Raw genomic sequence first — 18685 nt, 5'->3', positions numbered from 1 at the left:
TTGCTGCCTTAACTAATTACACTTTTTAAGTTATTTATGGCAGACGGAAATAACGAAACAATCATTCCGATTAACATAGAAGATGAGATGCGTGGAGCATACATCGACTACTCTATGTCGGTGATTATTTCAAGAGCATTACCCGATGTTCGAGATGGTTTAAAACCGGTTCACAGAAGGGTTTTATACGGAATGCTCGATCTAGGAGTAAACTGGAACAAATCATATAAGAAATCAGCAAGAATAGTAGGAGAAGTTCTCGGTAAGTATCACCCACATGGTGACTCTTCAGTTTACGACACAATGGTACGAATGGCCCAAGAATGGTCATTACGTTACCCATTAGTCGACGGACAAGGAAACTTTGGTTCGGTTGATGGTGACTCACCAGCAGCCATGCGTTATACGGAAGCCCGTTTACGCAGAATTGCCGATGAATTATTAACTGATATCAACAAAGAAACTGTTGATTTCCAGTTCAACTTCGATGATTCCCTCAAAGAACCCACTGTATTGCCAGCGAAGCTGCCCAATCTACTTTTAAATGGTAGTTCAGGTATTGCTGTTGGTATGGCCACTAACATGGCGCCACACAACTTAACTGAAGTGGTAGATGGCATCAATGCTTATATCGATAATAATGATATCGACATCAGTGAGTTGATGACGTACATTACGGCTCCAGATTTCCCTACAGGAGGAACAATCTACGGTTACACAGGCGTAAAATCTGCCCTGGAAACAGGTAGAGGTAGAGTAGTGCTCAGGGCGAAGGCTGATATAGAAACAACTAAAACAGGTCGTGAGCAAATCATTGTCACCGAGATTCCATATCAGGTGAACAAAGCCAGCATGATTGAAAAGACAGCTGGTCTTGTAAATGAAAAGAAAATTGAAGGTATTTCAGATATTCGCGATGAGTCGGATAGAAACGGAATGCGTATCGTTTATGAGCTTAAGAAAGACGCGATAGGCAACGTTGTACTGAACAACCTTTTCAAATACACGCAACTTCAATCTTCGTTTAGTGTAAATAATGTAGCACTTGTAAAAGGTCGTCCTTATACACTGAACCTCAAAGACTTAATAAAGCACTTTGTAGATCACAGACATGAGGTTGTGATCAGAAGAACGGAGTACGAATTAAGAGAAGCACAAAAACGTGCACACATTCTTGAAGGTTACTTAATCGCTTTAGATAACCTTGATGAAGTCATTAATTTAATTAGAAGTTCTAGAGATCCTGAGATTGCGAAAGCAGGCTTAATAGAAAACTTCAAGTTGTCTGACATTCAAGCGAAAGCGATTTTGGAAATGCGTCTTCAAAGACTGACAGGTCTTGAAAGAGAGAAAATCCAGAAGGAATACGACGAGCTCATGGAATTGATCGCTCATTTGGAAGAGATTCTTGCGAAAGAAGAATTGAGAATGGGCATTATCAAAGACGAATTGACTGAAATCAAAGATCGTTATGGTGATGAGCGTAGAACAGATATTATCCATTCTGCAGAAGATTTTACAACAGAAGATATGATTCCTAATGAAGAAATGGTGATTACTATTTCTCATCAAGGGTATATTAAAAGAACATTACTATCAGAATACCGAACACAAGGTAGAGGTGGAGTAGGATCAAAAGGAGCAGGTTCCAAACAAGATGACTTCACGGAATACTTATTTATGGGTATGACGCACAACTACCTATTGATATTTACTGAATTCGGTAAAGTATTCTGGAAAAAAGTATGGGAACTACCAGAAGGCAGTAAAACGGCTAAAGGTAGACCAGTACAAAACCTTATTAACATTGAACCAGGAGATAAAATTCGTGGCGTAATCAGTGTTGGAGACTTGAAAGATGAAGATTACGTAAATAATAACTACGTAATTATGTGTACTGAAAAAGGTACCATTAAGAAGACAAGTCTTGAGGCATATTCTAGACCTAGAACAAATGGTATCAATGCAATCACTATTAATGAAGGGGATAGATTATTGGCGGTTAAACTCACCAATGGTGATAATCACATCATAATCGGTAAGCGCTCAGGAAAGGTAGTTCACTTTCACGAAGACCAAACCAGGGCCATGGGTAGAACAGCTGCCGGTGTAAGAGGCGTGAGGCTAGAAGGAGACGATGATAAGGTAGTTGGCATGGTATGTGTAAACAGAGAAGAAGCTAACCTATTAGTAGTGTCTGAAAAAGGCTACGGTAAGCGCTCTGCCATAGATGACTATAGAATTACCAAAAGAGGAGGTAAGGGAGTCAAAACCATTAACATTACTGAAAAAACTGGTAACTTGGTTGCCATTAAAGAAGTTGTCGACACCGATGACCTCATGATCATTAACAAATCTGGTATTACGATAAGGATTTCAGTTAGTGGATTACGAGTGATGGGTAGAGCCACTCAAGGGGTACGTGTGATTCGCTTAAACGATGGAGACGCTATATCTTCCGTTGAAAAAATAGAACGAATAGAAGGTGAAGACGAAGCATTAGAGACTCCGGAAAATACCGATGGTTCGGGTGAATCATCTCAAGAAGACAAAAAAGAAGATTAAACTAGAGACTGAAACTCATGAAAAAGTTAGTATTTACATTAGCATTATCAATTCTTGCGATGGGCGTATTTGCTCAGAAGAAAGTCTTGAAAGGTGCAGAAAAGGCCTTTAAAAAAGGCGATTATGAACAAGCTGTAACTTTGGCCAATCAGGCTGCAGAAAATGCCGAAACCAAAGACAATCCAAGTGTATACACTGTTTTAGGTAAAGTTAGCCTACAAAAGTATGTAGCTGGAGAATTTAATGACATAGCAGATGCTGCTGAAAGTTTGAAGCAATTCAACAAAGCCATCGAATTGTCTGATGAAAAGAACAAAGCAAAATTAACGGAGAATCCTATCTTCAACCCGCTTGATCCTACAAAACAGATCGACGGAGGAACTGCTTATGGTCTTTTAGAACACCACTTAACTATAGAAAGTAACAAAGCACTTGAGGTAGAAGATTTCGAAAAAGCGCACCCAATGCTTAATCTATTGTACGAAATGGATCCTACGGTGATAGAAAGAGCCTTTTTTGCAGGTTATTCTGCGGAGAACGCTGATCTTGACGAAGTAGCAATGAAGTTCTACAAGATTGTTATGAACTACGATGGAGATTATGACAATAAGGAATATGCACTAAAAACTGTGATCAGCATGCTTGTAAATGCTAAAGATTACGAGCCAGCATTGGAGGCAATAAGAAGAGGAAAGGAACTATACCCAGGCGACAAATGGTACAGTACTAACGAAGTAACTGTATTAGTAGAGTCTGATCAAATGGACGAGGCAGTTACTGGATTACAGGAAATAGTAGCCGCTGGAAATGCTGATAAGGGCAACTATTACACATTAGCTTTCTTAATGCTAAACAAAGACGATTTTGTAAAAGCTGAAGAGAACGCTAAGAAAGCTTTAGAGCTAGATCCTGATTACGCTGATGTTTATTACGTATTAGGTTCGGCTATCTATAACCAAGCTGCCGATATCATGACCAATGCTAATACTGAGATTGATGACGACGCAAAATATGAAGCACTTAAGCAACAGGCAGTAGAGAAATTCAAAGAATCTATGCCAATGTTTATTAAAATGTTAGAAGTAGATCCTAATGATCTATATGCATTACGTCCGTTAAGTACAATTTACGATCAGCTGAAAATGCCAGAGAAAAGAGATGAGTTGCTTGACAAGATTGACAAGTTAGAAGGTGGTGGGGAATAATTCACACACATAAAAATAAATTAAAGGGATGCATTAGCGTCCCTTTTTTTATGCCCAAAAAATAATTGATAAAGTTCTAACAGTGGAGTGCAGGTCTTAAAACAATCTATTTTACATAATATTAATTATGTTACATAATTTCAATAATCCCCATAATACCGAGCCTGCGCAGTATTTAATATAAAACCAGTTATCGCTACGCCAGTACAATAACCTTAGGTTTTATGTTAAGGGAATTTCGCCTTCCCAAACTAGCGCCTGTTATATAATCAGTTTTAATACTTCTCAATCACTTTAGCATTACGACTGTGACAAACAACTACAATCTCATGCCGATGATTGCCCAACATACTGGCTACTTGCTAAAGCCGTCTACCGGAAGCCTTCTGAACGCTGATCCTTACATAAGAATTGCCAGGCATAGGCTTTCTGTAGGTTTGAATATACGGGTTGTTATACAGTTTCATTCTGTACACGCGATTGTCAGGCGTTAGTTCCGAAGCTTCGGGGTCGCCTGTCAAATCGAGTTTGGAGATTCACGAGGGCCTTGTGCGCATGCTCGTGCGTATGAGTAAAACACATGCGAGCCATCGCTTTGTTTGGCTGTGTGTTGGCGTTGCATGTCTAAATGATGCTCGCCCTACAGGCCGGCCTCTCGCTAAATTCATTCACTGAATAAATTCTTAACGCACAATCCCACTCAAGCCGTCCCGAGGCTTCGGGTGGCTCATTCTTTTCCATTAATGAAAAGAATGCAAAAATCTAGAGAGAATAATGCGGCTAGCCCACAAAGCGGACGCATCCCCGCTATTCTCTCAGCCCCCCGCCTTTCTAAATAGAATTTCTATTTAACATAATGTCTTAATCTTCTTCTAATTGGGAAATTGCTGAATTCTCGTTCTAGATTCGATATGAATGTGTCTAAGGCAATGGTTCAGATCGTTTTCAAATACGCGATTCTCAGCGATAAGGATTTTGCCTGTGATACACTTGCGGGCCAACGCTCTATAATTTGACTATTCCATGAAGCCCTTTATTAAAGCTCCAATGATAACACCAAGTAATCCGAAGATCGCTGGTTTCCACCATTCAACTTCCTTTTTATGTTGTAGAGCTCTGGCATGCATGTCAATTGCTGTCGATACTAAAATAGCTATGTCCGAATTACTAAGTGGTTCCCTTGAGATTCGATCGTCAAGTCTTGATTTATCCTTTGTTTTTAACTCCTGAAGTTCTTCATATGTAAGACGCTGTTCAAGATCGACATCATAGTTTCTCCTATAATTTCTTCTTAGTACCAAGGAGACTCGTTTTCTATCCGAATCAAATCTAAAAAATTCAGGGTGTTCCTTGAACACAGTTTTCCAATTCTCTTCATCCTTGCTGCCAGTGATTCTGTCTGCCCATTTTTCAACAGACAATTTGTAAAACTTGTAGGATCCCAAGGCTTGTATAGCAGCAATCACATCGGCTAACCTGTTTGGATGGTTTAAATAGGGAGATTTAATTTTTATATTGCTCATTCTTTTTGGTTTTTATCTTCAGGATCGTTCAAGTACTGGGCTTTTACTTTTTCATTGATAAAAAAATAACAAAAAATCTAGGCAAAATAATCACTAACCTCACACAGCCTACCGCTCCCTCGGTATTTTGCCCTGCTAACTCACCTAGACTGAGAATTGATTCTACTTAACATAATATTACACAATTATCAATAGGCTGACGCTATTTAGTAATTACTTCTAGTGCTTCAAAAAGCACCTCGGAGGCATAATTTGAAGAATCAGACTGATGCTCATCGGTTTTGCCCATACCCCAATCAACTATAGATTTGAAAAGAATCCAGTCTACTTTTTTTCTGTGGGCTGCTGCATACAAACCAGCTCCTTCCATCTCACCTCCTATGGATTCTGGTTCAATTCTTTTAAGTTGATCAACAAACTTTGGATTATCAACTAATTTTTCTCCGCTCAATATAATTCCAAAATGCATATCGGCTTTTTTCCACTTTTGTTTGACTGTTCTTAAGGCACTTACTAGGGACGATGAGGCAGGCACTTTCTCTCCCCTATTTATTCTCTTTTTTTTACCAATTCTTTGTTTTTCGTAAGAACGAACATGAGTTGAAACGAGAATATCACCTATTTTTTCTTTCTTTTGATTCAAACCAAAAGCTATTCCAGGCATTAGGACATACTTTGGATCAAACTCAACAATTAAGTCCGTAGCTATTGCTTGTGAACCGGCTGGTCCTCCAGAACCAGCCTCGCACTGTGCATGCCAAATTCTAAAAGCATTCATTACACCAAGAAAGCTAACTGCATGTTCGCCCTTCATTGAAACTTCGGCTTCCCTTGAAAACTTCTCTTTCGCTTTCTCCAAAACTGCAGAAGTCTCAGTATCAGTTGCTGTAATAATAAGTATGTCCGACATTGAGAAATTTTCGTTTTTCGTTTCAGAATAATTACTTTGTTTTCTTTTTAAAAAATCAAATAGACCATGATCAACCAGTGAACTACACTCTTCATATGCTGGTTTGAAAGAATCATTTAACCTTGATTTATCATAAATCCTTTTAGCGGAATTCTTAAACCCATTACTTTTAACCAAAGTACCCAACCTCGTGGCTTCATCTGCAGAAATGTGCTTAGAATAATAGGTTATGTAATCAGCCAAGAATCCATCATTAAGTCCAGTGAATCCATCATAAAGTTTGAGAACGCTCTCCAAGTCAGCCTTTTTCTCATTTAAAAATTGTGATTGAAACGAATCCGATGTTATCATTTCTGAAATTGGTCTTTCAATTTCATCCACTGTAACTGAACCAAGTAAATACGCATTGAGTATTGACTTCGAAGTACTTGATAGAAAGCTTTGTCTAGCATTTTCAGGAATGGCCGCCCAGATTTGACTTCTTTTAGGGTAGTGTGTTAGATCGTTAACGTCACTTTCTCCAATAGTAGCGAGTAGATTTCCGTCAAAATCATTACCAGAGATTAAATGGTCCAAGATCTTGAAAAGCTCTTTTTCAGGTGCCTTAAACCCTACCCAAAGAGCACCACCATGTTTAATTGACGCTCCCCAGCAAATTTGTCCCCCTAGTTTCAGTATGTCAATACTCATGACTAGCCTAGCATTGTTGGCTATCTTTTTCCCAGCTATTTCATGTAGTCTTTGATCATTTCTGTCTGCTGCAATTTGTACAAACTGCTTCTCCTTAATAACATCAGAAAGAGCACTCAACGCAATGAAATGATTGTTGTCCGTGTCTATTTCGAGTTGTGCATCCGTAGCTTGGATAGGACTGTGAACCTGAATAACCGTTTTTGCATGTATCAATAGCCAATGTTTTTCCTTCGCCATTTTCAATACCAAATCGGCTACTGGCTTTTTAAGTTCTGGTAAGGCCTTTGCTAAATCCGTTTCTACATTTTCCGGCAACCAATGTGCATGCCTCGCTGCCAACTCAGGTTTTTCAATTATCCAATGCCAGATTATAGGTGCATCTGCAATCTGCCATTTCTTCAAACGTTCTTGGATATAGCTTAATATGGTTTCTGTCCACCAATTCGATTTATCTGACTGTAAAGCCTTCATCACAATACCGCCTGATTCTTGAGCTTTACCTTTGCTGAACAGATTATTTGTCAACCAGTGCTTTAAAGCATCTGACACCTTTTCGATTGCATTCGGGAAGCCCTTCCAGGTCTGATGAATAAGAGCTGTGATCTGTGTGACGGTTGCTTGGGGAATCGCATTTATGATTGCCGTCAATAATCGTCCTTTACCTTTTAGACCTGAACCTGCATTGAAGTTGACCAGAGTAATGAAATTAGCAAAGGCCAGCATTGGACCTAGTTTAGGTGCTTGATCCAAAGTGTGATAAACCTTACCGTAATCCTGTAGACTTTTGAGTAAGGACAGGGAATTGATCTTTGGACTAAAGTCGTCTAATAATTGTTGAAATTCTGACTCTTTTGTACCACTCCCAACGAGCCAATTGGCTGCTGCCGATTGGTGCGAATCGATTGAGGTGGAATCAATCACTTCAATAGAATGCTTTGCCCATAATGACTTAGAATCACCTGGTACAAATAAAATGTTGATCGCATCAGTCTTCAACCGCTGGGGATTAAATGCAGCTCCAATACGAAGTTTCATTTTAGTTTCAATCGGAATTCTGATCCATATACGTTCCAGCCATTCCCAGTAACCCTCTTCAGAAAGCCAGACTACTCTTTGGTTTGCTAGCAGTGCATTGACTGCGGCCATCTCTGGTTTACCGGGCATGGATGAAGACGGTTCAATATCAATCGGTGTATACTCAATAGAAGCCATGTCAGCTTCTTTGTCGATGGAGCTCAAATGAAACCTGAAGAGGTCGGCAATACCCTTGAGCTTTGACAAGTCTTCTTTCTTAATAAAAAGGGTGTGCGCAAATACTCTTCCGGAACGAAGCATCTCGCTATCGGGAAATGTCTTGATCAGCAGGAAATGGTCTTCAACAAACAAACCACGGACAACGGATGCTTGTAGTACTCCTCCCTCCGGCCTGTCAGCAAGGTCGGTGTATCCGCTGAAACGTTTGAACAGTTCGTTTTTTTCTTCTGAAGCTGCTAATAGATCATGGCCGGATGTAATTCCTTGCTTCTCCCCATATATTGCTTGTTCTATGACTATCATAAATTCAGCACCTCATGGACCAAGAGAGTCAAATCTCTTTCTTTGGGATTGTTATCAGTGACGAGATAACCAAAACTCTCGGGCAGTTCATCCTGGTACTTGTTTTGGTTTTCTTCATGATCTTTCAACGGAAATTCTTGGGCAGAAACTCCGGTAACTTGGAATTTACCTTCTTTCCAGTTTGACCGAATAAACTGATAAAACAGTGGTAGCCGGTTTTGCAATACCTGTTTAGGAGTGTCAGTAGTATTCAGTTCATCCCAGCACGTAAGTGCAATTAATAAACAAGGGTTACTGATTGGCTCTTTCATCCCGGTGCCTCGGGCATGAAGTAAAACTTGTATCAACTCTATGAACTGTGATTGGTCGGATGAACCACTTATGAGTTTAGCCCCTTTCTTTTTCTCTACCTCAGCGAAGCCTTTCATGCTTAAGTCATAGTGGCTCTCAATTTCTGTAGGTCGGATAAAAAGTATCCATCGATCGTTTTCTTTTGATCGCTTGATCCAAGTTCTGTCATATTCTAACAGCTTCACAAGGTCGCGTACCTGCTCTCCACCATAGTCTTTGCAGTTTAGTAGAAATTCCTTGTCCTCGTCCAAAACCGAAAAGGATACCTCCAGGTTTTCTGCTGAGGCGGTCGCTTCAGTTTCTTTTCCCGCAGCCAGACGCTTATAGGCATTCTTTATTCCCTCAATATTTCCAGGTACTTCCGCCAATGTCAACTTTCCTTTTCTTGACAGGAGCCGGCCATAAAGCTGTGCCAAAAAGGTGGTTTTACCTGATTTTGGAGGGCCAATGATGAGTAGTTCGTTATTTGCTTCCATAGCTACCTCTGTATTTAAAGAAAAACTCGTTGGATTCGGTTTCCATTGGCACAATTGTCAATGGTTGCGGATTATCTATTTGATTCAACAAAGACTCGGTACCTTTTAGATTATTGATATGGCATAGTTCATCTGAGTCGGATTTAGAGTAGTTGCTGATTTGAAGAGAAATTGCATCAGGGAACAACATTTTGAGACGCGTTTCGATTGATTCCACAATGTTACTTTTCATGCCATCCGCCAAATCGGCCTTAGACCATAACAAAACGATTGGTCGATTATTCAATCCTTTTTTGACTTGTTCAGCCAGTTGAACAATTTCCAGCCTTGCACTCCCACGTTGCTCTATTACGGCCTGACAGTCGATGAAAAACAGAAAGCCTTGTGAATGCTCGTAAATCCATCTTGCATTTTCCGCAGAGGGGTCATTAACATTGTCTGCCCACTTAGAAAAAACCTCACCAGACGAATCTGCTAAGAGAATATCGTGTAAGTGGTTTTTACTTCGCAATGCAAGATGATAGAGACTATAAAAATCTTTGTCGGAAGGCGTAGCATCAGGATGACGAACCTTTCCATTTTCTTCAATCTGTAAGGTCTTTGCCTGTAATTCCCAACCACTGAGTGAGTAGCTCCCTGCAAAATCCCAATCCTTAATTTGCTTACCATTAAACAACAAAGTGTAGAGCATAGCGAGATAAGTAGTCTTGCCAGCACCGGAAGAGCCGATTAAGCCTACAATCTTAGGTGTCCCTCGATGTGCCAGCAGGTCGATCTCATCCGGCTGTAAAAAATCACCACTCCAGGGAATGGAACTTGTTACCTTATTTTTAGTGGAAAATTCTTTGGGTTTTTCTTGTTGAACGTCTGCTATAAAGTGCTCGCACAGAAGATGATCTGGCGTTCCTAATTCCTGACAGAAATGTTCCGGGGCATGACAACCCTCCTTACTGCATTGACGTCTGGCCATCTTGCTTTCTATTTAGCTGTTGCTAAGGCATGTGCCTGCACTCCGTGAAACAACCAAACAGCCAGCTCAGATAAAGAAACTTCGTCCTTACTATCAATGCCCGTTTCCTCAATAAAGTATTCTGGACCTTCTGATGCTGTATTTGCCAACCCTGCTAACAGTGTTTTGCGCTCATCATTTTCTACAACATGTTTTGCCAAAGCAGATTTCGAATAATCAGTTGCGTCTGAAATTTCACCTAGCCAATCGTCCAGTGGTTTCTTTTTATCTGCTTCTTCGCCTTGTAGATCTTTTAACGTTTCCCTCAACAGGTAGTCAACACTTATGGGATAGATGGGGTCAACCTGATCGGCTAAATCGAAGGCTGTCATTAAAGCGGTGTCCAACGGACTTAAACCGCGATAGGAAGCATTGAGTCTGTGAGAATACAGGGCTTGCTTCCACCAGATCAGTTCACTGCGTTTATTGTTGGCGGTGATATTGTTAACAAAGGACCTGTTTATTTTTTCGAAAAAAGGTTGAAGTTCTGCAAAGTAGGTTTCTAGGCTTTTCTTCACAGAATCAGAAATTGTAGATAATGATTTACTCTGTTGAGATAAAGCAGAGTTGATCTCTGTAGCAAGACCCTTTGCAAAATTTTCCGAAAAAAAACCTGCCCAATGTTGATTATTAGGGGGGTATGGATTGTTTCCTGTGTTTTCAGAATAGCTTTTCCACCCGTTATGCTGTGCTGCCTCTAGCAAATTCTTTTTCAATGCAGCAGACCGAACTTGAGAAGCTTTTGGTGGTGATATCGAAATCTCTACGTCATTATACTGCTGTACCTGAATCTGACTGTTGATACCCCAAGCCAGCTGCCCTTCCATTTCAGATTTATCAGCTACAGCTTGCAAAAGTCTGACAATTGTGTCCTTCTCTGAATCCAATTGGTAATGTTGAACCACATCGCGAGCGGTATGCCAAACTAAAGCAGAAAAAGCTGCATCACTTTTTGCTAACTGGCTTAACGATTCCAGAATAACGGCTCTTACATAGGTCGTAGATTTATCCTTTGTAGAGGTCACGCTATTTTTGAAGGTCGACCATTTCTTAATGATGATCGCTTCCACCTCTTGAACTATTGGATCATTGTCTTTGATCTTAGGATCAAGCGCCACCAGTGTGTAGGATATGACTTTTAGCTTCTTCCTTGTTAGTTGTTTTTTAACCTCGGTTACTGCCTTTTTTAAGTTGTCAATACTTGATTCGTCAGTGACCTTGATATGTTGAAGGGTCAGGTAGTTTTGAAGGATAGATTCGGCCATATCGGATATCTTTAATTTTCAACAAATTGACAATTTTCAGGCCAATTGGTTTTGCCGACAAATTGTCAGTATTAGATAATATAAGAAGATTATACGGTTCTTACAGAAATATTTGTAACTAATCTAATATTGATTTTGTCAATTAAAACAACTTTTAAAATTGGACACATAGACCAGTTAGCCACTATAATGTCCTATTGACTGTCTGTCACACACATTTGCCTTTCCCATAGGCTCACACACAAACCCAAAATGCCAAAAGAGTGCGCCATTGCCCCCTCCTGTTACGCATAAAAAGGCCAAAATCTCTAGAATAAAATGCTCAGGCCTTAGACAGTCGATTGCCATAGGTATAAAATGGAATGTTGATTATAAAAGTACTTTCTTAGGTTAGCCTTTCGATTGAAATTTTTGTCTATGAAAAAAACGACCCTCTTTCTTCTGATGCTAACGGTAGCTCAGGCCAGTTACAGTCAAGATGCAACAAAGACAACACCATTCTACTCGGACGTCACCCGCACTCACCTGCCTTATAAAGATCTGCAAGCACTCTCTATGGATGCGGCTATCGCTGATTTCGATCAGGATGGTGACATGGATATTTTGATCGCCAATGAGCATCGACCAAATATTCTTCTAATCAATGATGGTAAAGGTAAGTTCACCAATGAGAGTGCCCAGCGCATACCCCAGATCAATCATGACAGTGAAGACATAGGCATTGCAGATTTTGACCTAGATGGCGACCTTGACATTATAGTCGTAAGTGAAGATGATAAGACCAATGAACTCTACCTGAACAATGGTGATGGTACTTTTTCAGATGCTGGCGACCGTATTCCTGTTACAGGAACTTCCAATTCTGTGGTCATCTATGATCTTAACCAAGATGGGGCTCCTGATATTCTGATTGGAAACAACGGCCAGAATAATGCATTGATTAACAATGGCAAAGGACACTTTAAAGATGAAACGAAAGAAAGGTTCGGTGAATTTATTGATGTAACCCAAGATTTAACCTTAGGAGATATTGATAATGATGGAGATCAAGATTTACTAATTGCCAATGAAGATGCCAATCGCCTGATGATCAACGATGGAAAAGGCTTTTTCAAAGATGAATCAAAGACAAGATTAACCTACCGAAACACGCTCGAAGAAACCAGAGAAGTAGATGTTGCCGATATTGATGGTGATGGCGACCTTGATATTTTATACGGTAATGTTCAGGCTTTCGTAGAAAATGCATCAAGACAAAATCGTTTACTCCTGAATGATGGTAAAGGGTTTTTCTCAGACATCACCAATACTCATTTACCTAAAGATGATAATCGTTGTTTTGGTATATCCTTTCTAGATATAGATAATGATGGAGACGTAGATATTATGACAGGAAATACCAATGGAGCTGGATTTGCAGGTATGACCCCTTTCAGCGTCTATCTAAATAATGGTAATGGAAAGTTTACAAATTCTAATGAAATGCTTCCGGAAAGCATCAAAGGCAGAGGTTTTGACATCGACTTTGTTGATTTTAACGGAGATGGTATAAAAGACCTTTTCTTAAGCAATCGTGGCTCGCAAGACTTCCTATTGTTTGGAAAAAATAACTGAGCTTAAAATAAACCAGTTTAATCTGATTGAAGATCAATTCATGAAGCCTCTCCCTCCTGTTGGCGAGTAATGAAAGCCTGTGGGTTGGTTATTTGCGCATCAAACTATCCATCATTTATTATCTTGCGAAAGTTTTCAAAACAAGGTCATTTATCATGAGACGAAAAATTCCAGAATCTACGTTACCAAAGCTCAATCGCTCGCAAATGATTACTCCCGAAGGCTTTGAAAAGTTAAAGGAAGAACATGATCACTTATGGCGAGTTGAACGCCCAGATGTTACTGCTAAGGTGACTTGGGCTGCAAGTTTAGGCGATCGTTCTGAAAATGCCGATTACCACTACAATAAAAAGCGTCTTCGAGAAATTGACAATCGCGTTCGTTATTTGTGTAAGTGTATTGATGATTTTAAAGTAATTGACTATCACCCCAACCAAGAAGGGAAAGTGAGTTTTGGTGCTTGGGTAGAAATTAAAAACGAAGAAAAAGGTTTTCAAAATCGTTTTCGTATTGTGGGTTACGAAGAGTTAATAGGTAACAAAGATTACATCTCTATGGACTCCCCCATGGCGAAGGCGCTTCTTAATAAAACTGTTGGGGATGAAGTGATAGTCAAAACTAAAATGGGTGATTTTATATGGAAAATTCTCAAAATAGACTATCAAAAGTAGCATAGTCAAAATATAGCTCACCCTCTAGCATAAATACTGACTCAAATATCAAAGAACGTGAAATTCAATCTTCAACATAAAGGCATTAATACAATTAAACTGAAGTTTGATATAGCAGCGCTGCAATGAAAAAGCTAAAAAGTGTCCACCCTATCATGCCTTGAACTATACAGAGCCACTTCAACCCAAGAATAGCCCCTTTGCCAGGCTTCAAGGTTATTTGCGCCATAATACTGGTCATAAGCGCCGTTGAAAATAGGATTAGAACTTGCTTGAAATTATGGTTTAGAACCTCACGTTTAGAGCCGATTCCTATCAACAAGTATATAATTGCAAATATGATCATCGTTAAAAAACTCAGCCAAATAACCTTGCCAGCACTTGTGCCATAATTACTCAGCACACCGCTAAGTCTATTCACTTGATAATCTAATAAACGAGTAATTGAAAATTGCTCATCGAGCAATTGACGGTCTTTAACCGAGAACAAGTTTTTAAGTTTGAGAAAAGCTTCCTTACTCGATGCTTTGTCACCACCCCTTTCGTAGCTTTCCAAAAGAAATTTATAACTACTTACTAGAAAACTGAAGGCTTGAGGGTCTTTAACTTCATCAAGGTTACCAGTAATAAGCAGTTTGTCTTTAGCAATTTCCCATGGGCGAAGCACATCTACCACACCCAAACCCTTTTCAAACTGACCATATGGTAGAAGTAGCCCATTCTTCCCAAACTCAACTTTGCTAAGGTCAACTGGCTTTAGAAACCTGTTTTGTGGCCACAACACTTTATTCACTGCTGAAGTCCGAAATGAGACTTCGTTTTCAAAAGTACATTGCTCTATAAATAAGGTGTTCGAAAAAATTCCTAGTGCAGTCATAGTTGTACCATTCGCCTTAGCCTTTCTAAAAACAGTGTTATTAATAAGCACATCTTTCAGTGGTGCATCTTTAGTGCCAAATGATCCAGAAAGCTCATACTCAAAACTTGATATATAGCGGGTGTTAATTTCCAGATCACTGCCTGAAATCGTAAATTTGACGATGTTCCTCAAATTATAACCTGAGACATGGTCTGCCTTAATGTAGAAGAACCTGACGTAAGACTGACCATTTAAATCGAAAGAAAATGATGCTAGATCTAGGTTAGTGAGCTGTACCACTTCCATTTTAGAAGAGCTTCTAGTTTTATTGACCGAAAGATCATTTGAATTCCGAATTTCTAGAGATTTTAACGCCAAACCATTGAGGTGAATAGGCCCTGTACTGTTCTTGATGACAAGCGACTTACTCCGGAAATCAATGAGTCCTTCTGGTGTCTTATTGACACGCTCATCGTTCACTTGTTTGATGAGTGCCTCTATAGCACTTCGATCGTCGAACCAAGGCTGAACATCACTGATAAACCTTTTATTACTGAAAATGACAACATTTCGCTCAATAAGGGCGTGAACTACATCCGCCATCGAAATAATTGAATCGGCTTGAAATGCACGCTCTTTTGCAATTAACTTTCTATACGAATCAGATCGCCTGATCAAGCTGAGATCTTTACTTTTATCAGCCGCATCCAAATCCATGAATCCATAATTAAAAGCGAGTCTGAGGTAATCAAATGCTTTGTTTGCATCATTCGCCTTAGCCCACATGCGTGCTCCATTAAAAAAGTCTAATCCTTCTACTTGCTCTTCACGGACCACTTGGTCAAAAATGTTTGCTGCTTGTATATAATCTTTATCAGCATAGAGTGCTAATCCAACTTTAGCAAGAGAGTCTTTTTTTTGCTGCGCCAAACCAATGGAGTATACGCTTAAAAGTAAACTTGCAAACCATATGATCCTGTATTTACTCATCAATTCAGTCAACTTTTAATCAATGTATGAATTTTTTCAATTAGCGTTTCCGGCTTATAGGGCTTAGGAATGTAATCATCCATTCCTGCTTGATAACACCTGTCAACTTGTTGTTTTAACAGACTAGCAGTCATCGCGACAACAGGAATTTTTGACCAGCCGTCACGCGTCGAACGTATGGCTCGAGTGGCCTCATAGCCGTTCATTATAGGCATTTGAACATCCATTAAAACAATATCAAAAGGTTGATTCGCCATAGCTTCCAACGCCTCCCTACCATTATTCACAACAGTAAACTCCACCTTAGGAATGAACCATTTCAAATCATCACAAACTACCATCACATTAAATTCAACATCCTCGGCAATTAATAGCCTTAAACCGGTTAGTTCTTCGCCCTTTTTCATTGCCGCTTCATAAACTAAAGGCATTTCAGATTCACTAGCATCTACATCACACGGCAGATACGGTAGTTCAACATAGAAAGTACTACCCTCACCTTCCGTACTTTCAAACCACAGTCTACCATGCTGTAGCTCAATAATTTGTTGGCATATACTGAGTCCTAAACCAGTACCGCCATGTTTACCCTTTTCAATATTACTTCCTTGCGTAAAAGCACCTAATACATTGTCGGACTCTGTTTTAGGTATGCCAATACCCGTATCTTTTATAGAAATAAGCAGCTTATTCTCTGATAATGTTGCTTTTAATAAAACATGACCTTTATCCGTAAATTTCAAGGCATTCCCTACCAGGTTAATTAAGACTTGACTAAGTCTGGCTGCATCACCAAGCACACATTCAGGAAAACCTTGATCAAGCTCAGCTGTTAGTAAGAGGTTCTTTTCTTGAGCTTTTGACTGGAAAAGCTCCAATACTTGATTAATTATATCTCCTGGCCGGATGTTATCTTGATCTATTTCAAGCTGACCTGCTTCAACTTTTGACATGTCTAAGGCATCATTCAAAAGCACTAATAAGTTGTCAGCACTGATTTTCATTGCATTCAGAAAAACCTGCTGATCTTTCCTTGGTACCTTTCTCAATAATGCATTGAGCATACCCGAAATAGCATGCATTGGCGTGCGTATTTCATGGCTCATATTGGCCAAAAACTGTTCTTTGTATCGCTCTGAAATCTCTGCTCGCTGTTTCTCTTTCTCTATTTCAAAATTTTGTCTTCTAATTTGTTTTAGCTGCTTCAGAATAAATAACATCGAAATAGTTAAAACCACCACCGCTAAAGCTATAATAAGAATTGCACGATTTCTGCCCAGTAACTTTTCATCTGCCAGTTCCTTTTGAAGTATGGCTTCTTCTCTTTCCTTTTGGATGTTAATTCTTCCAATTTTCAAGGCATCATTAAAACGGTTCTGTGCTTCCTGTAAAGCGTAAAACCGCTTTAAGTGAAAATTAGTCTTAGGAGCATTCCCTAATTTTTCATAAACCTTAAGAAGGATATTATTTGCATTAAGTTCTTGCCTAGGTGCCATCATTTCTAGTGCATAATTCAGCGCTTGTTTTCCATGATAGAGGCTTGAGTCATAGTTTTGGGTGACGTAAAAATGACTTGTAGCCAACAGCCAATGTCGGTCTGACATAAGCAAAGGTGCTGCTTTGTAGGTAATACTTCGCTGAGCAAAATATAGTGTAGAATCTAATTGATTATTTCTTAGGTAATGTCTGGCTAGAAAAGACTGCGATAGCGTTCTATAGCTTGATGAACTGTCGGTAATTAATTTATTGAAATGTGTCATAGCTTCCTCATTCCTACCTAAAATAGAGTAAGTCTGCGCCTCATAGTTACTAGTCTCAATAAGTGTTGAAGTATCTTGAGATTGGATGGCTGAATCTTTAGCCTTATGAAAATAACCGAGTGACAATAAATATTCTTCTTGATCGCCATTCAACTTCCCTAACAGTACATAGAGTCTTGCAGATACCTCCGAAATGGCCTTAGCATTTGGGTGTTCATCGATAAGTTTTTCTAAACGGAGAGACAGGTCATAGGCCTTGGCGCGATTTCCGATGAGTGAGTAATAACTTTCCGATAGTTTCAACAATATTCTCATCTGTTCGGAAGTATTTGACTGATTATCAGCTACTCCTAGCCAATACTCCCACCTTTCAATTTGCTCCAATTGAGCTTCTTTCAGTTGTAATTGCTCAAATGTATAAGCAGCCTCTTGGCCATGTATACTCCATGTAGAAAACGTAAAGAAAGCGAAGAACAGGAATGCTTTCATTAGGCTTCATTCTTGTTATACCATGCTATAAAATCAGACTTTCTTCGCCTAGAAATAGCTATTTCTTCTCCAGTGGATAGTACTATAAATTCACTCTTAACTTTGGAGATGTGTAAGCGATTGATGATGGTCGACTTATGTATTCTAAAGAAATCTTTATCCTCCAACAATTCTTCAAAATAACTCAACGTTTTGGCTACTAATTCGGTTAAATCATCAGTCAATTTGATTCTAGAATAATTGCGATCTCCTTCAATGCAGATTATGTCTTTCAAAGGCCTGCAAAACTCTCCTTCTTGCACCTTTAATATCAATAACTGATCTTCTGGTTTGCGCTTGAGGTTACTCACTAAATGACGGGCACTATTGGAGCTTTCATTTTGACTTTGTTCTTTAAACCGCCTGATGGCATTTCTCAGTTCTTCTAGATCAATAGGCTTTAAAAGGTAATCCAGCGCATTAAACCGAATGGCTTTAATTGCATAATGACCATAAGAAGTAATGAAAATCGTTTTAAAGTGGATATCAGAAATGCTAGATAGTAATTCAAAACCAGTCATGTCAGTCATCTCTACATCGAGAAAGACTAAACCTGGCCGTTTCTCTTCGATCAGCGTCAGACCATCGCGTCCATTCAGTGCTTGACCTACTACTTCAATTTCATCGAAGAAGCTTAGTTTATCACGAAGCAGGTCCTGGATAAAAGGATCATCATCAATTATTAAACAGCTGATATTAAAGCTCATAT

General features: G+C 39.4%; 12 protein-coding genes. 4 read left to right on the top strand and 8 right to left on the bottom strand.

All coding sequences use genetic code 11. The features are described 5' to 3' along the window. Window positions 1–36: 36 nt before the first annotated feature. Together gyrA and JXQ92_RS04985 are read left to right on the top strand one after the other, a co-directional pair. Window positions 37–2565 carry a DNA gyrase subunit A gene (gene gyrA / locus JXQ92_RS04990; RefSeq protein ID WP_421985490.1) on the top strand — a complete coding sequence of 843 codons (2529 nt, stop codon included), beginning with the start codon at window positions 37–39 and terminating at the stop codon, window positions 2563–2565. Window positions 2566–2582: 17 nt separating this feature from the next. Further along, a complete protein-coding gene (locus tag JXQ92_RS04985; protein WP_421985489.1) occupies window positions 2583–3770 on the top strand; it encodes a hypothetical protein in 1188 nt (395 codons plus the stop codon). Between the two features lie 1016 nt (window positions 3771–4786). On the opposite strand, the gene JXQ92_RS04980 is transcribed toward JXQ92_RS04985, so the two are convergent. The 5 genes from JXQ92_RS04980 to JXQ92_RS04960 form a co-directional block, all read right to left on the bottom strand. Then, window positions 4787–5293, bottom strand: a complete 507-nt coding sequence (locus JXQ92_RS04980; protein WP_421985488.1) for a hypothetical protein — start codon at window positions 5291–5293, stop codon at window positions 4787–4789. 202 nt (window positions 5294–5495) lie between these two features. Further along, window positions 5496–8453 carry a hypothetical protein gene (locus tag JXQ92_RS04975; RefSeq protein WP_421985487.1) on the bottom strand — a complete coding sequence of 986 codons (2958 nt, stop codon included), beginning with the start codon at window positions 8451–8453 and terminating at the stop codon, window positions 5496–5498. After that, entirely contained in the window at window positions 8450–9280 is an 831-nt protein-coding gene (locus JXQ92_RS04970) for a hypothetical protein (RefSeq protein ID WP_421985486.1), read from the bottom strand. The genes JXQ92_RS04975 and JXQ92_RS04970 overlap by 4 nt, the downstream gene beginning before the upstream one ends. Continuing rightward, window positions 9267–10250: a TRAFAC clade GTPase domain-containing protein gene (locus JXQ92_RS04965; RefSeq protein ID WP_421985485.1), complete on the bottom strand. Its 984-nt coding sequence runs from the start codon at window positions 10248–10250 to the stop codon at window positions 9267–9269. The genes JXQ92_RS04970 and JXQ92_RS04965 overlap by 14 nt, the downstream gene beginning before the upstream one ends. Before the next feature lie 8 nt (window positions 10251–10258). Further along, a complete protein-coding gene (locus JXQ92_RS04960; protein WP_421985484.1) occupies window positions 10259–11554 on the bottom strand; it encodes a GTPase-associated system all-helical protein GASH in 1296 nt (431 codons plus the stop codon). Window positions 11555–11971: 417 nt separating this feature from the next. Between JXQ92_RS04960 and JXQ92_RS04955 the strand changes: the two genes are divergently transcribed. After that, window positions 11972–13168 (top strand): FG-GAP repeat domain-containing protein, encoded by a 1197-nt coding sequence (locus JXQ92_RS04955; protein WP_421985483.1) that lies wholly within the window; start codon window positions 11972–11974, stop codon window positions 13166–13168. Between the two features lie 155 nt (window positions 13169–13323). Beyond that, a complete protein-coding gene (gene greB / locus JXQ92_RS04950; protein WP_421985482.1) occupies window positions 13324–13839 on the top strand; it encodes a transcription elongation factor GreB in 516 nt (171 codons plus the stop codon). A 94-nt stretch (window positions 13840–13933) separates the two neighbouring features. On the opposite strand, the gene JXQ92_RS04945 is transcribed toward greB, so the two are convergent. From JXQ92_RS04945 to JXQ92_RS04935, 3 genes are read right to left on the bottom strand one after another with little or no spacing between them, the layout of a single operon-like run. After that, entirely contained in the window at window positions 13934–15688 is a 1755-nt protein-coding gene (locus JXQ92_RS04945; protein ID WP_421985481.1) for a hypothetical protein, read from the bottom strand. Window positions 15689–15696: 8 nt separating this feature from the next. Continuing rightward, the gene (locus tag JXQ92_RS04940; protein WP_421985480.1) at window positions 15697–17937 is read right to left on the bottom strand and encodes an ATP-binding protein; all 2241 of its coding nucleotides are present in this window, start codon (window positions 17935–17937) and stop codon (window positions 15697–15699) included. Next, a complete protein-coding gene (locus tag JXQ92_RS04935) occupies window positions 17937–18683 on the bottom strand; it encodes a LytR/AlgR family response regulator transcription factor (protein WP_421985479.1) in 747 nt (248 codons plus the stop codon). Before JXQ92_RS04935 ends, JXQ92_RS04940 begins: the two co-directional genes overlap by 1 nt. Between the last annotated feature and the right edge of the window lie 2 nt (window positions 18684–18685).

The sequence above is a fragment of the Roseivirga sp. genome, assembly GCF_049099775.1.
In the GTDB taxonomy this organism is placed as follows: domain Bacteria; phylum Bacteroidota; class Bacteroidia; order Cytophagales; family Cyclobacteriaceae; genus Roseivirga.
Note: the sequence above shows the minus strand (reverse complement) of the source record. Positions and strands in the feature narration are given on the sequence as shown.

Bases quoted from the DNA above. Each gene is read 5' to 3' on its own strand.
- gyrA (WP_421985490.1), top strand. From the start codon at position 37: ATGGCAGACGGAAATAACGAAACAATCATTCCGATTAACATAGAAGAT.
- JXQ92_RS04985 (WP_421985489.1), top strand. From the start codon at position 2,583: ATGAAAAAGTTAGTATTTACATTAGCATTATCAATTCTTGCGATGGGC.
- JXQ92_RS04980 (WP_421985488.1), bottom strand. From the start codon at position 5,293: ATGAGCAATATAAAAATTAAATCTCCCTATTTAAACCATCCAAACAGG.
- JXQ92_RS04975 (WP_421985487.1), bottom strand. From the start codon at position 8,453: ATGATAGTCATAGAACAAGCAATATATGGGGAGAAGCAAGGAATTACA.
- JXQ92_RS04970 (WP_421985486.1), bottom strand. From the start codon at position 9,280: ATGGAAGCAAATAACGAACTACTCATCATTGGCCCTCCAAAATCAGGT.
- JXQ92_RS04965 (WP_421985485.1), bottom strand. From the start codon at position 10,250: ATGGCCAGACGTCAATGCAGTAAGGAGGGTTGTCATGCCCCGGAACAT.
- JXQ92_RS04960 (WP_421985484.1), bottom strand. From the start codon at position 11,554: ATGGCCGAATCTATCCTTCAAAACTACCTGACCCTTCAACATATCAAG.
- JXQ92_RS04955 (WP_421985483.1), top strand. From the start codon at position 11,972: ATGAAAAAAACGACCCTCTTTCTTCTGATGCTAACGGTAGCTCAGGCC.
- greB (WP_421985482.1), top strand. From the start codon at position 13,324: ATGAGACGAAAAATTCCAGAATCTACGTTACCAAAGCTCAATCGCTCG.
- JXQ92_RS04945 (WP_421985481.1), bottom strand. From the start codon at position 15,688: ATGAGTAAATACAGGATCATATGGTTTGCAAGTTTACTTTTAAGCGTA.
- JXQ92_RS04940 (WP_421985480.1), bottom strand. From the start codon at position 17,937: ATGAAAGCATTCCTGTTCTTCGCTTTCTTTACGTTTTCTACATGGAGT.
- JXQ92_RS04935 (WP_421985479.1), bottom strand. From the start codon at position 18,683: ATGAGCTTTAATATCAGCTGTTTAATAATTGATGATGATCCTTTTATC.